At 68.0% G+C, this 12,799-nt stretch carries 13 protein-coding genes and 1 riboswitch; of the genes, 7 read left to right on the top strand and 6 right to left on the bottom strand.

Going from position 1 to position 12,799, the window contains the following annotated elements; all coding sequences use genetic code 11:
• Positions 1-905 precede the first annotated feature (905 nt).
• Positions 906-1,970 carry an NAD(P)H-dependent amine dehydrogenase family protein gene (locus tag K7711_RS04875; RefSeq protein WP_222965183.1) on the bottom strand — a complete coding sequence of 355 codons (1,065 nt, stop codon included), beginning with the start codon at positions 1,968-1,970 and terminating at the stop codon, positions 906-908.
• A 9-nt stretch (positions 1,971-1,979) separates the two neighbouring features.
• A complete protein-coding gene (locus K7711_RS04870) occupies positions 1,980-2,768 on the bottom strand; it encodes an SDR family oxidoreductase (protein WP_222965181.1) in 789 nt (262 codons plus the stop codon).
• A 174-nt stretch (positions 2,769-2,942) separates the two neighbouring features.
• Between K7711_RS04870 and K7711_RS04865 the strand changes: the two genes are divergently transcribed.
• The 4 genes from K7711_RS04865 (at position 2,943) to K7711_RS04850 (ending at position 4,811) form a co-directional block, all read left to right on the top strand.
• Entirely contained in the window at positions 2,943-3,590 is a 648-nt protein-coding gene (locus K7711_RS04865; RefSeq protein WP_222965179.1) for a TetR/AcrR family transcriptional regulator, read from the top strand.
• A 9-nt stretch (positions 3,591-3,599) separates the two neighbouring features.
• Entirely contained in the window at positions 3,600-3,974 is a 375-nt protein-coding gene (locus tag K7711_RS04860; RefSeq protein ID WP_222965177.1) for a glyoxalase superfamily protein, read from the top strand.
• A gap of 154 nt (positions 3,975-4,128) precedes the next feature.
• Complete coding sequence (locus K7711_RS04855) at positions 4,129-4,572, top strand: DUF2752 domain-containing protein (protein WP_222965175.1); 444 nt, start codon at positions 4,129-4,131, stop codon at positions 4,570-4,572.
• 50 nt (positions 4,573-4,622) lie between these two features.
• A complete protein-coding gene (locus K7711_RS04850; RefSeq protein WP_222965173.1) occupies positions 4,623-4,811 on the top strand; it encodes a hypothetical protein in 189 nt (62 codons plus the stop codon).
• A 10-nt stretch (positions 4,812-4,821) separates the two neighbouring features.
• Here the strand turns inward: K7711_RS04850 and K7711_RS04845 are convergent, their stop codons facing one another.
• Complete coding sequence (locus tag K7711_RS04845) at positions 4,822-6,135, bottom strand: aminotransferase class V-fold PLP-dependent enzyme (RefSeq protein ID WP_222965171.1); 1,314 nt, start codon at positions 6,133-6,135, stop codon at positions 4,822-4,824.
• 45 nt (positions 6,136-6,180) lie between these two features.
• Positions 6,181-6,294: riboswitch (SAM riboswitch) on the bottom strand.
• Between the two features lie 90 nt (positions 6,295-6,384).
• Here K7711_RS04845 and K7711_RS04840 point away from each other — a divergent pair.
• A complete protein-coding gene (locus K7711_RS04840; RefSeq protein WP_222965169.1) occupies positions 6,385-7,032 on the top strand; it encodes a LysE family translocator in 648 nt (215 codons plus the stop codon).
• Positions 7,033-7,068: 36 nt separating this feature from the next.
• On the opposite strand, the gene K7711_RS04835 is transcribed toward K7711_RS04840, so the two are convergent.
• The 3 genes from K7711_RS04835 to K7711_RS04825 form a co-directional block, all read right to left on the bottom strand.
• Positions 7,069-7,623 carry a flavin reductase family protein gene (locus K7711_RS04835; RefSeq protein ID WP_222966702.1) on the bottom strand — a complete coding sequence of 185 codons (555 nt, stop codon included), beginning with the start codon at positions 7,621-7,623 and terminating at the stop codon, positions 7,069-7,071.
• Between the two features lie 128 nt (positions 7,624-7,751).
• Positions 7,752-8,225: a YbaK/EbsC family protein gene (locus K7711_RS04830; RefSeq protein WP_222965167.1), complete on the bottom strand. Its 474-nt coding sequence runs from the start codon at positions 8,223-8,225 to the stop codon at positions 7,752-7,754.
• 40 nt (positions 8,226-8,265) lie between these two features.
• Positions 8,266-8,598: a 2-oxo-4-hydroxy-4-carboxy-5-ureidoimidazoline decarboxylase gene (locus tag K7711_RS04825; protein WP_308014470.1), complete on the bottom strand. Its 333-nt coding sequence runs from the start codon at positions 8,596-8,598 to the stop codon at positions 8,266-8,268.
• A gap of 176 nt (positions 8,599-8,774) precedes the next feature.
• On the opposite strand from K7711_RS04825, the gene K7711_RS04820 reads away from it, so the two are divergent.
• Together K7711_RS04820 and K7711_RS04815 are read left to right on the top strand one after the other, a co-directional pair.
• Entirely contained in the window at positions 8,775-9,596 is an 822-nt protein-coding gene (locus tag K7711_RS04820; protein WP_222965165.1) for a crotonase/enoyl-CoA hydratase family protein, read from the top strand.
• A gap of 30 nt (positions 9,597-9,626) precedes the next feature.
• Positions 9,627-12,575 (top strand): AfsR/SARP family transcriptional regulator, encoded by a 2,949-nt coding sequence (locus K7711_RS04815; protein WP_222965163.1) that lies wholly within the window; start codon positions 9,627-9,629, stop codon positions 12,573-12,575.
• Positions 12,576-12,799 lie beyond the last annotated feature (224 nt).

The raw sequence follows: 12,799 nt of genomic DNA, 5'->3' as shown, positions 1-12,799 counted from the left end.
CGCTCAGCAGACCTCGTGCGCGCCACGTGGTCTCAGCGGCCGAAAGGCGCCGAACATCGTGCTGAGTGCAGCCCGGCGGGCGATGCCACAGCAAACTCGCTCCGATGCGCTGCGGCGATCGCATACCGCCGCACACACGTCGAACTCGGTAACTCGGTGGGGTCGCCCCCTGCTCCCTCATCCACGATGCGCACTCCTGACCGGGCCGAATCCGTACATGGACTCCTGGTAAACGGTACCGCAATTCAGCGGGAATGCAGGGCATCTCGGTGCGGTACCCGGGCGGATGCTGTGGTGAGAGCCGAAAAGCATTGCAGCCCAATAAACCTGGTCGAATCGTCCGATTTGTCGGCGGGCGAGCGCAACTCACGTGGTGAGGCGGGCCGTTCCGGCAGGTGGTACGACCGGGTGTGGCGAGGGTGTGGCGGCAGTTCGTGTGATGTGGCCTACATCGAGGAGTGTCTGCGCAATGGCTGTGAATCGCCGAATGCCGGTTGTGAGGTTACGTGGATATGAACTCGGTGTTGCGTCGGCAGCCATCCGAACGCGCCTCGGCGGCGTCGCGAATCGCCCTCGGGGATGCGAACTCCCGGCGCTATAGGTCCCTAGCTGGGCATTTGGTCTATACCGACTGCATCGATAGCTGATCGATGACTCGAGGCGGTGATTTTCGAGGAGGGGAGACCTACGCGCGAAGGGATCGCCGGCGGGCTTCGAATGTGCCGCCGCTCACATCAGGCTGTAAAGCCCCATACACAAGGCCGATGGCTCCGAATATCTGATGGTGCACGGGGAACGATGATTCGGGTTCGCCGCGCACTGTCTCGGATACGCCGGCGCCGGTGGGTGAACGCAATGAGCCGCTGACAACCACCGGCGACCGGGTCCGCGCCCGTTCGAGCGGGCTAGGAGACCAACCCGCGACCGGTGGTCAGCGGGAGATCGATGGCGGTGAGCAGACCCGGACGGGCCTGGACGACCGCGGGGACGGCACTGACCAGTCGAGCGGCCGTACCGACCAGTCCGGCGCGGGCGTGATCGCCGTCGCTGTAGAGCTGCAGATCCAGCCGATAGTCGGGTTCGCCCTCGACTTCGACTCGGTAACAACCCTTTCCGGCGGGCTGCGGCCACCCCGGCGCCAGATCCGGATGCAGCCGGGTGATGTGTTCCAGGACGAAAACCTCACGTCCCGAACGGATTCCGCTGACCCGGAAGCGCAGGGCCGCGGCGGTCCCGGCGGCGACGGTGCGCCCGGCCACCTCGATCGGTGCGGGCGCGCCGATCCGCTCGAAATCCTGTGTCACATCATCCAATTCGACATCCAGTGCGGCGGCGAGCTGCCGCACCACACTGCCCCAGGCCAGGGTGAGCACCCCGGGCTGCAACAGCAGCGGCAGATCCTCCAGCGCGCTGCCGAAACCCATGATCTCGAACAGCACCTTCGGATTGTCGTAGGTGGAGTAGTCCATGAGTTCCGAGCACACGACGCGGTCGATACGTTCGCTGCCGCTGGTCAGCAGCAGCGGCAGCCAGTCGTTGGCCCAACCCGGATCGATCCCGTTGACCCACAGCGACGCCCCGCCTTCCTCGGCGGCCTGCACGATCGGGTCGATCACTTCGGGAGGCAGTGTGCCGTAAGGGAATTGCAGGAACACCGGACTGCTCGACACGACGTTGATCCCGGCCCGCAGGAAGGTCTTCAGATCCTCGACCGCCTCCATCAGCCGGTCGTCGGCCATGGCGGTGTGCACGATGCAGTCGGGTTTCAGCGCTAGCAGCGCCTCGGCGTCGGTGGTGGCCGCGATGCCGGTCGGGGTGTCGAGTCCGGCGAGTTCGGCGGCATCCTTACCGGCCTTGGCCTCGCTGGACACCCAGACCCCGACCAGTTCCAGTTCGGGCCGGGCGATGATGGATCGCAACGCCCAGTGCCCGACATTGCCCGTGCTCCACTGCACTACGCGACAGGTCATTGCCATTCCTCACAGATCCGGAAGGCCCAGTGCGAGATTCGGGGCCTCGATACCGCCGTCGACCTCGAGCACCTTGCCGGTGATGTAACCGCCTGCGCGAGAACTCAGATAGACGATCGCCGCGGCGATCTCCCACGGCTCGCCCAACCGGCCCAGCGGAGTCGCGTCCTCCATGGTCTTCTTGACCTCCGGCTGTTGGGCGACGACCTCCAGTGCGGAGGTGAGCACCGAGCCGACCGCGATGGCGTTGACCCGGATACGCGGTGACAGATCCGTCGCGGCCAGCCGAGTCCAGTGTGCCAGTGCGGCTTTCGCGGTTCCGTAGGCGAGGAAGCCGCGGCCCGGGGAGCGGCCCATCATCGAGCTGATGTTGACCACCGAACCGCCGTCGCCGCGCAGCATGTGCGGGACCGCGGCCTGGGTGAGCGCGTGTGCGGTGCTGACGTTGAAGCGGAACGCCTCCTCGAGGAATTCCGTCGTGGTGGTCATGAAGGTGTTCGGCATGGTGCCGCCGACGTTGTTGACCACGATGTCGATCCGGCCCAGTTCCGCGGCGGCGGTCTCGGCCAGGGCGGTGACCGCGGTGAGATCGGACAGATCGCAGGGGACGGTGATCGCCTTGCGGCCCAGGCCGCGGATCTTGCCTGCCACGTCATCGAGCTGGCTGGCGGTGCGGGCGGCGATCGCGACGTCGGCGCCGGCCTCGGCCAGGGCGAGGGCGGTCGCGGCGCCGATGCCACGACCGGCGCCGGTGACGACGGCGACGCGGCCGTCGAGACGGAAGGTGTCCAGGATCATCGAGTTGTCCTCCTCGTGGATACGCCGTAACGCGTATCCGGTGTGTCGGGGCTGCCGCGTCGGATCTATTGTTCGACGCAAATGATGTGTTACCGGTCACAAAGTCTTAAGAACTGGTGCTTAATTGTCAAGAGATTGTTCCGTTCGTCCTGGTGAGTGATTATTCTGCTGCCTGTGGCAGAGATAACAGCGCGCGAGCGGATTCTTCGCGCGGCGGAGCGGCTGATCGCCGAGCGTGGACAACTGGTGCCGCTGCGCGATATCGCGGCGGCGGCGGGACAGCGGAACAACTCCGCGGTGCAGTACCACTTCGGCTCCCGGGACGGGCTCATCGAGGCCGTCGTCGAACAGCGGATGGCCACCCTCGAGGTGCGCCGCCTGGAACTGCTCGCCGAACTCGCCGCCGCCGATGAGCCGGACGGGGTGCACGAACTGCTCGAAGCGCTGGTGGTGCCCATGTTCGAATTGGGTTCGAAGCACGGAATCGGTTACTACGCAAGGTTTCTCGAACAGATTCGTACTCATCCCGCGGTGACCGACGAGGCCAATCTGCGCGGCACGCGCCGCACCTCGGTCCGGGTGATCATGCACCGCCTCGACCGTGACCTGCCGGAACTACCCGCGCCCGTGCGCATGCGTCGACTACGCGCGCTACCCACGGTGCTGTTCTCCCTGCTGGCCGACCACGAACGTGCCGTCCAGGACGGCCGCGTGGCCGCCGACGACACCACCGCCTGGGCCGAACTCGTCGACATACTGGCAGGTGTGCTCACCGCCCCGGTCAGCCAACGGATCGCCGCACATCAGGGTCGGCGGCAATAGGATCGCCACATGGCCGACTCGATCAGCTTCGCCGCCCCGATCGCCATCCTGCGCATCTACGACGTCGCCAAGGCGTACCGGTTCTATTGCGACTACCTGGGTTTCGCGATCGACTGGGAACATCGCTTCGAACCCGGTCTGCCGCTCTATGCACAACTGTCCCGGTCCGGTGCTGTCGTCCATGTGAGTGAACATCACGGCGACGGAACTCCCGGCACGGTGCTGTGGATAACGGTCGGCGATATCCACAATTGGCATGCCGAACTCGCCGCCAAGGACTACGGATACGCCCGCCCCGGCCCGCCCGAGGACGGGCCGGGTGGTCCCGGATTCGCCGTGACGGACCCCTTCGGCAATACCCTGCGCTTCGCCCAGCGGGAGTGACGCGCGGATGTCGTTGCGGGCGTGCTGAATTCGGCATTGCCGATCGCCGAGTACGCAGAGGCGGACGCGGGTCGGCGGTGCGCGACCCGCTCGCTGACGCGTTTCACCGAGCCGCGGTGACCTGGCGGATGTGGATACGGGGCGATTACCGTGGATGACTGTGGATAACGCGCACACGCTGCCGATCGCGGCTCGGTCCCGGTGGCGGGGGTTGGGGACTCCGGCGATGATCGGGGGTATGGCGCTGGCCGCAGCCGCGGTCGTGCATTTCTACGATCCGCATGTGGAGGGGTCGTACGGGATCTGCCCGTTCTATGCGTTGACCGGGTGGTGGTGTCCGGGGTGCGGGGGGTTGCGGGGGATGCATGATCTGACCGAGGGGCATGTGCTGGACGCCGTGCACAGCAATGTTTTTCTGTTGCCGCTGATCGTGGGATTTTCGCTGTGGTGGGGTGAGTGGGTGGTGCGGCGTTGGCGGGGGGTGCCGGGTCGGCGGTGGGCGATGAGCCGCACGACCCTGTGCATAATTCTGGCCTTGCTCGCGGTATTCACCGTCGTGCGTAATACGCCCTGGGGTAGCTGGCTGGCGCCGGTGTAGTCCCGGCATGGTCGTGGTGAGTTTGCTGAGCATTCGGCATGCTGGTGGGCATGGCTGATTCTCTGAAGGCGCGCATCCGGGACAAGCTCGTGCGTCAACTGCACGAGGACAGGGCGCCGGACAGCGAGCACGACGACCCTCGGCAGATCGCGGTCGAGGCGGATCTCGAGGCCCTCGACGCGGTCACCGAGGATGACCCGTTACTGGAGGTGCTCGCCGCCCGCTATCTGGTGCCTTGAGGACAGCGAATCAGAATGTGCAGGGTGCGGTGCCCGCCGTTCCGGACAGGCCGGGACGGGTTTCGGGGGTGGGATTCCACTGGCCGTCGGTGCAGGTGTAATCCCAGTCCGGACCATCGGTGGTAAGGGCGGCCACGGCCTCGATCAGCCGGTCCACATCCGCGGCGCGGGTGCCCAGGCCGACGCTCACGCGGATCGCGCCGTCGACGCCGAGGCGGTCCAGCAGGGGATGGGCGCAGAATCGGCCGTCGCGGACGCCGATGCCGTGTTCGGCGGACAGGTAGGCCGCGACCCGGCCGGGGGCGAATCCGTCGAGGGTGAACGCGAGGATGCCGACGCTGTCGGCGCTGTCCGACCAGATGCGCAGGAAGTTCACTCCCGCAATGGCTTGCAGTCCGTCACGCAGTCGTTCGGTGAGGGCGCGCTCGTGTTCGGCGGCGGCCTGCGCATCGATCGAGCCGAGAGTGTCGCAGGCGGCGGCCACCGCGGCCGCGCCCAGAACGTTCGGGGAACCGGCCTCGTGACGTTGCGGTGCGGGGGCCCACTCGGCATCGGTCGTGCTGACCCGGCGGACCGCGCCGCCACCGGCCAGATACGGTTCGGCCGCGTCCAGCCAGTCCCGGCGGCCGACCAGCACACCCGCGCCGAACGGTGCGTAGAGCTTGTGGCCGGACAGGGCGAGGTAGTCGATTCCGATGTCGCACAGGTCGATTCGACGATGCGGCGCCAATTGCGCGGCATCGACCAGGATTCGCGCACCGCACTGGTGCGCGATCTGCGCCAGCCGACGCAGCGGCAGCACCTCGCCGGTCACATTCGATGCCCCGGTGACCGCAAGCAGCGCAGCGGGTTTGGTGCACAGCTCGGCGACCAGGCGGCGGATGGTCTCGTCGATCGTCGCGGCGGCGGTGACCACCCGGCGGCCGTGCCGGGTCCAGGGCAGGAAGTTGGCGTGATGTTCGATATCGAGTACGACGGTGTCCCCGGGGACGCAGGCGGCCAACAGATTCAGCGAATCGGTGGTGTTGCGGGTGAAGACGACCACCTGATCGTCGGCGCAGTTCAGGAAGCGGGAGACCGACGTGCGCGCGCTCTCGTAGCAGTCGGTGGAGATGCGCGAGGCGTAACCCGCGCCGCGGTGCACGCTGGCGTAGTACGGCAACAACTCGTTCACCCGGTCGCACACCTGCGCCAGAGCGGGGGCGCTGGCCGCGTAGTCGAAATTGGCGTACGTCCGAGTTCCGCCCTGCACCAACGGAACTCGCAGATCGCATCCGGATACGCGAGCGATCGGGGCACAGGTCTGATCGAGTACGGCAGTCATCACACAATCCCTTCGGGACAGGGATCCCGAGGAGAGATGAACGGGAGCCCGCGCTTGCCGCACCCGGTCGGGCTACGGCCCGGTCGTCACCCGGAGCACCCCACCGCGGAGGAGGGTTGCCGACCAGCTAGCCGGGGCTTGACGCTGGCACTCATGACCTGACCCGAGATTGGCAGAGGTCGTCGGGTCTTGTCAACCTCGGCTCGAATTTCGCTTGCGCTGCGCGCCGCACTGCGCTTGCGTGGTCCGGTGACTGTTTCGCTGCTGCTGGGCTTCGTCGGACTGTGCGTTCTGCTGGCTCTCACGCCGGGGCCCGATACGTTCCTGGTGCTGCGCTACGCGATCGCCGGGCGCCGGCCAGCTGTGGCGGCCGCGGTGGGTTCCGCGCTCGGCGGGATCGCGTGGGCGGTGGTGGTCGCGGCCGGTGTCGCCGCGCTGCTGGAGCAGTCGGCGACCGCGTATCGTGTGCTGAAGATCGCGGGCGGAATCTACTTGGTGTACTTGGGAATTCGCACTCTGCGCGATCATCGCCGGGCCCGTGCGAACACGGCCGGGGCGCAGCAGCCGGATCCGGCCCGCGCGACGGTGTCGGGCCGTGCGGCATCGACGCGATCCGCGGCCGTCGCCGGGATACTGTCCTGTCTGTCGAATCCGAAGGTCGGCCTGTTCTACCTCGCGGTGCTCCCGCAATTCCTGACCCATGTCACGTTCGGCGGGACGTTGACCCTCGGTGCGATCGAATCATGTATCGCCGCAACGGAAATGGTGGTACTCGCGGTCGCCGCGGCGGGTGCGGTGCGGCTCCTGAAGCGTCCTCGCGTCCGAGATCGCCTGGAGCAGATCAGCGCCGGGGTGCTCGCCGCGTTGGGGATCGGGACGATCGCCTCCGCCACGTAGGCGTTCTCTGCCGAAGATGCTGTCTCGCAGCAGATCTCACTGCAGTCCGCGCGGGCGGTGATACGAGCCGTTGTAGTACAGCAGCGGTGCGGCGATCGGTTCGTCGTCGGTGGTGTCGTGCACCCGGGTGACCAGCCCGATGACCAGCGTGTGATCGCCGATCGCAATGAGCTGGTGGACCGTGGCGCGCACCCAGATCGGGGTGTCGTGCAATACCGGCTCGCCACTGTCCAGCGACGTCCACAGCGAATCGTCGGCGAACCGTTCCTCGGCCGCGCGGGAGAACCGCTGGGCCAGATGCAGCTGATGATCGCCCAGGAAATGTACGACCACCGATTCGGCCGCCAGCATGGCCTCGATACTCGACGAGGTCTCGGCGATGTTGAACGAGATCAGCGGCGGCTCGGCGGACAGCGAGGCGAACGAGGTCGCGGTGAAGCCCACCGGACGCTCGCCGTTGTTGAGTGTGACAATGGTCACTCCGGCCGGATAGTGCCGCATCGCGCCACGGAACTGCGCCGCGGTGATCCCGCCGGCCTCGTCCGGACGCTGCGTCGACGTGGCCGATTCCGCCTGCTCCACCTCGGACATCTCCGACTGCCGGGAGTTGCTCATCGCGCCACCTCGCCATCGGCACAGGTGATTCTCACTAGCTCGTACACAGATCCAACCTACGTCGGGAAGCACGCCGAGTGGTCCGGTACGTCCCACTCGACGGGTCAGTCCACGTCGATCGCCAGGCCCGCGGTGATGCGCACCAACTCGCTGAACGACGTGCGGAACACCGTATTGGGGTGCCCGCCCGCCGCCCACAATTCGCGATGTCGGGACAGTGCGTTGTCCACATATGTGGACAGATTCGCCGGATGACCGACGGGTGCGACCCCGCCGATCGGCTGGCCTGTGAATTTGCGCACCATCCGCGCGGGCGCCGGGGCGAGCGCACCCTGTAATCGCTCGCCGGTGCGCGTCAGATCGACCTGATGCGCCCCGGAGACCAGCAGCAGCACCGGTTCGTCGTCGAGCAGGAACAGCAGCGATTTGGTGATGGCGCCCACGTCGACGCCGAGCGCCTGCGCGGCCTCGGCGGCGGTGTGGGCGGGTTGGGCCTGGGTGACGATGACGCCGTGATGGCCACGAGCGATGAGCGTGTCCGATACCCGGGAAGCGACGGTGGGCAACGACCTGGACATGGCACCAGAGTAGAACCGAAATCGGCTCGCCGCCGGGCGTTCAGTATTCGGGGAATCCCGCTGCGGGCCCGAGCATGCGGTCGATTCGCTCGCGGGTGATCCGGCACAGCTCCGCCAGGGTCCGCTCGGAGAACGGCTCGGGCGCAAGCGGTTCGAAGGCCCGCTCCAGATCCGCCGCCGAGAGTGCGGACAATCCGACCTCGGCCGCGGCGAACAGTGCCGCGTGGTCGGCGAACGGGCGTAGCTCGACGAGCTTGTCCGCCCAGGTGACATTCGAGCAACATTCGAAGAGCGCGTGCACGGCTCGCGCACGGGAGAGTTCGTTGAATCGGTCCAAACCGATGCCGGTGTGCATCACTGTGCGGGGCCTCACCTGTTCGGTCTACAGGCCCCCGGGGTTCGCCGGAACGAAGCCGGAGGCGGTCGTCGGGTTGTGATCCACCCCATACTTCACCGAGGCGAGTCGGGGGAGACACTGTGCCCCACCATATTTAGCGCAGGTTTCACACACCTCGCCGGGGCCGTCCACAGGGCCGCTACGCTGGGCGGATGACCGATTGGAAGGCTTTCACAGTCGAGCGCGCGGACAACGTCGCCACGGTGACGTTGACCGGCCCCGGCAAGGGCAATGCGATGGGCCCGGACTTCTGGCGCGAGTTGCCGCAGATCTTCGCCGAACTCGACACCGACCCCGATGCGCGCGCTGTGGTGGTGACCGGCGCGGGCAAGCATTTCTCCTATGGCCTGGACCTGCCCGCGATGGCCCCGACCTTCGGTCCGCTGCTGGCCGATCGCGCCCTGGCCGCACCGCGCACCGACTTCCTGAACGAGGTCCGGCGCATGCAGGCCGCGATCACGGCGGTCGCCGATTGCCGCAAGCCCGTCATCGCGGCGGTCAGCGGCTGGTGCATCGGCGGCGGCCTGGATCTGATCGCCGCGGCCGATATCCGGCTGGCCAGCGCCGAGGCGAAATTCAGCCTGCGCGAGGCGAAGGTCGCCATCGTCGCGGACGTCGGCTCGCTGCACCGGCTGCCCGGCATCATCGGCGACGGGCATCTGCGTGAGCTCGCGCTGACCGGCAAGGACATCGACGCCGCCCGCGCGGAGAAGATCGGCCTGCTCAACGACGTCCATCCGGATCAGGAAGCGGTCCTCGAGGCGGCGCACGCGCTGGCGCGGGAGATCGCCGCGAATCCGCCGCTGGTCGTGCAGGGCATCAAGGATGTGCTCGATCAGCCGCGCGCCGGCCGGGTGGCCGACGGGCTGCGGTACGTCTCGGCGTGGAATTCGGCCTTCCTGCCCTCGGAGGATCTGACCGAGGCCATGCAGGCGGTGTTCGAGAAGCGCCCGCCCGAGTTCAAGGGCCGATAGACGGGCGGGCGAGGCCGCCGCGAGGAGAACATGCTCACCTTCGCCGTCCTGGGTGAGGTCCGCGCGTGGCGCGGCGATCATCCACTGGACCTGGGCCCCAAGCAGCGCCGGGCCGTACTGGCCGCGCTGCTGCTGCGGTGCGGGCGCTCGGCGACGGTGCGGGATCTGGTCGCCGACGTCTGGGGTGAGCAGGCCACGGCCAGTGCCGTCGGCGCACTGCGCAACCATGTGCTGCATCTGCGCAAGGTGCTCGAGCCCGAGCGAGCGGCCGGGAGTCCGCCGACGGTGCTGGTCGGTTTCGACGGCGGGTATGCCTTGCGGTTGCCTCCCGGTGCGGTGGACACCGAACTGGCCGACCGATACGCCGCCGAGGCCGAACGCGCCGCCGACGCCGAGCAGGCGCGCGAGCGCCTGCAGGCCGCCCTCGTGCTCTGGGCGGGGCCGCCGCTGGCCGGAATTCCCGGCCCGTTCGCCGAACGGCTGCGCGTGCAGCTGTCCGAACGTCGGCTGAGCCTGCTCGAGCGTCGGCTGGAAACCGATCTGCGGCTGGGCCGCTTCGCCGCGGCGATCGGCGAGCTACACCCGCTGTCGTCGGAACATCCACTGCGAGAGAAGATTCGGGAACTGCTGATGACCGCGCTGTATCACGCGGGAAGGCAGGCCGAGGCGCTCGAGGTGTACGCCGACACCCGCCGCACCCTGATCGATTCGCTGGGCATCGAACCCGGTCCGCTGCTGACCGATCTGCACGAGCGGATCCTGCGCGCGGATCTCGCGCCGGTTCGCTCACCCGTCGCGGTGGCCGAACCGGTGTCGCGGGTTGCGCAGTTACCGGCCGATATCGCCGATTTCACCGGTCGCGAGGAACAGGTGCGACGGCTGACCGAACGGCTCACCGATGCGACGGGTGCGGTGGCCGTCTGCGCGATCGCGGGGATGGGCGGGGTCGGCAAGAGCACCCTCGCGGTGCATGTCGCGCATCGGGTGCGCGAGCACTTCCGGGACGGTCAACTGCACACCGATCTGCACGGCGCGGCGCAGCCCGGGGACATCCTGGGCGATTTCCTGCGCGCACTGGGCGTGCCCGAGGGCAAGATCGCCGCGACGCCGGACCAGCGCGCCGCGCAGTTCCGCAGTCTGCTGGACGGGCGGCGAGTGCTGGTGCTGCTGGACAACGCCCGCGACGCCGATCAGGTGATTCCGCTGATTCCGGGTACCGCGGGGTCGGCGGTGCTGATCACCAGCCGCGCGGCGATGCCGGAACTGGCCGGTGCGTCCAGCGTGCGCTTGGACGAGATGAGCGAGGCCGAGGCGCTGGCTCTGCTCGGCGGCGTCGTCGGGGCCGAACGTGTTGCCGCGGAACCGGATTCCGCCGAGGCGGTGGTGCGCTCATGCGGGCGGCTGCCGCTGGCGGTGCGGATCATCGGCGCGCGGCTGGCCACCCGGCCGCGCTGGAGTATCGCCTCGATCGCCGAGCGGCTCGCGGACGAACAGCAACGGCTGGCGGTGCTGCGAACCGGCGATCTGGCCGTCGGCGCGGTGTTCCGGGTCGACTACGACCAGCTCGAACCGGCACAGGCCGAGGCCGTGCGGATGTTGTCGGTGCCCGAGGTGGAGGATCTGTCGCTGCCCGGTGCGGCCGCGGTGCTGGATATGAGCCGCGACGAGGCCGAACTGCTGTGCGAGACGCTGGTCGATCTGAGCCTGCTCGATGCGCCCGCGCCCGGGCGTTACACCTATCACGATCTGCTGCGGCTGTTCGCCCGGGAACTGATGGATCCGGCCGATGAGCCCGCCGCCCTGCGCAGGCTGCTGGAATTCTATCTGGCGACGATGAAAAACGTTGTCGCCGTGTCGAATCCGGGAACCAGACTGCCCGAGCATCTCAGTCGTACTCGGGTGCAGGGACTTTCGTTCAGCGACGGCGTCGGTGCGCAGGGATGGCTCAACGCCGAACGACCGAATCTGGTCCGGCTGTTCGGTCAGATCGCGCGGCGCAGCGCCGCCCGGGACTCACCCGGCGTCTGTGCGGAATTGGCGTTGTGTGCCGATCTGGCCTGGGCCATGGCGGAATTGATCGACGGCGGCCCGAACGCACAGGAACTCTCCCGAGCCCTGGAGGAACTGCTCGAGGCCGCGTTGCGCGCCGGGGATCGCGGGCTGGAATGCCGGGTGCGGGTGGCGCTGGGCTCGGTGCTCACCTATTCGCTGGCCCGGATGCGGATCGGCCGCGACCACCAGCGCATCGCCCTGTCGCTGGGCAGCGACGATCCGGGCGACGCCCGGCTGACCGCCTTCGCCGCTCAACTGCTGGCCGGATCGACCCGGCAGGGACACGAATCCGCGGCCTCGCTCGCCCATGTCGAGCGCGCGATGCGGATCGCGCGCCGGGTCGGCGATCCGGCCATCGAATGCGCCGCGCTGGTGCATGCCGCCAAGACGTTGTCCGATGCCGGCCGCTACCTCGAATCCGCCGAACGAGCAAGGGCCGGATGGGAATTGGCCGAACAGATCGGCAATCTCGCCCTGGCGGGCATGGCCCTGCACGAACAGGGCGCGGCGCTGGCCTTCCTCGGCGAGTTCGAGCGTGGCGCCGAATTGTGCGCGCGGGCAGTGGAATCGGCGCACCGCAGCGGATCGCAGCTGCGCGTCGGGTTCGCGCTGGCCCGGCATGCTCAGGTGTGTCTGCTGGTGGGTGCGCTGGACCGGGCCGAGTCGATCGCGGCCGAGGCGGTGGACACCGTCACCCGCGCGGCCGGACCGCTGCATCGCGCGCGGATCATGCTGCTGCACGCGACGGTCCTGGGCGCGCTGGGCCGCACCGAGGACGAACAGCGGGTGTTGCGCGCCACCGCGGAGATCGTGTCCGAACTCGAGGACACCCATCTGGTCCACGAGCGCGTGGACGCCGAACTCGAGGCTCCCGTCGTGGCGATTCTGCACGCACGTCTGGCGGGCGCCGCGGAGGCCGCACGATAGCCGGACGAACGGTTGTCACATCATTTTTCGATCATTTCCGGCTCATCGACTCGCTGACCTGTGGATATCCCGTGCGCCGCGAGATGCGGCGGCCGCGAGCCACAGGTTAGCGTTCCAAGCAGCGGAATTCGGTCGAGAGCCCATGAATTCCGTTGCGGCCGTGTACCGAGGCCGACATCGTCGCACGGGGGGTCGGCGGTGACGACCGCGACACGACCGGAAAT

Origin of the sequence: Nocardia coffeae (genome assembly GCF_019890715.1) — a bacterium.
In the GTDB taxonomy this organism is placed as follows: Bacteria; Actinomycetota; Actinomycetes; order Mycobacteriales; family Mycobacteriaceae; genus Nocardia; species Nocardia jiangxiensis.
The sequence above is the reverse complement of the archived record's forward strand: the minus strand, read 5'-3'. Positions and strand labels throughout refer to the sequence as shown.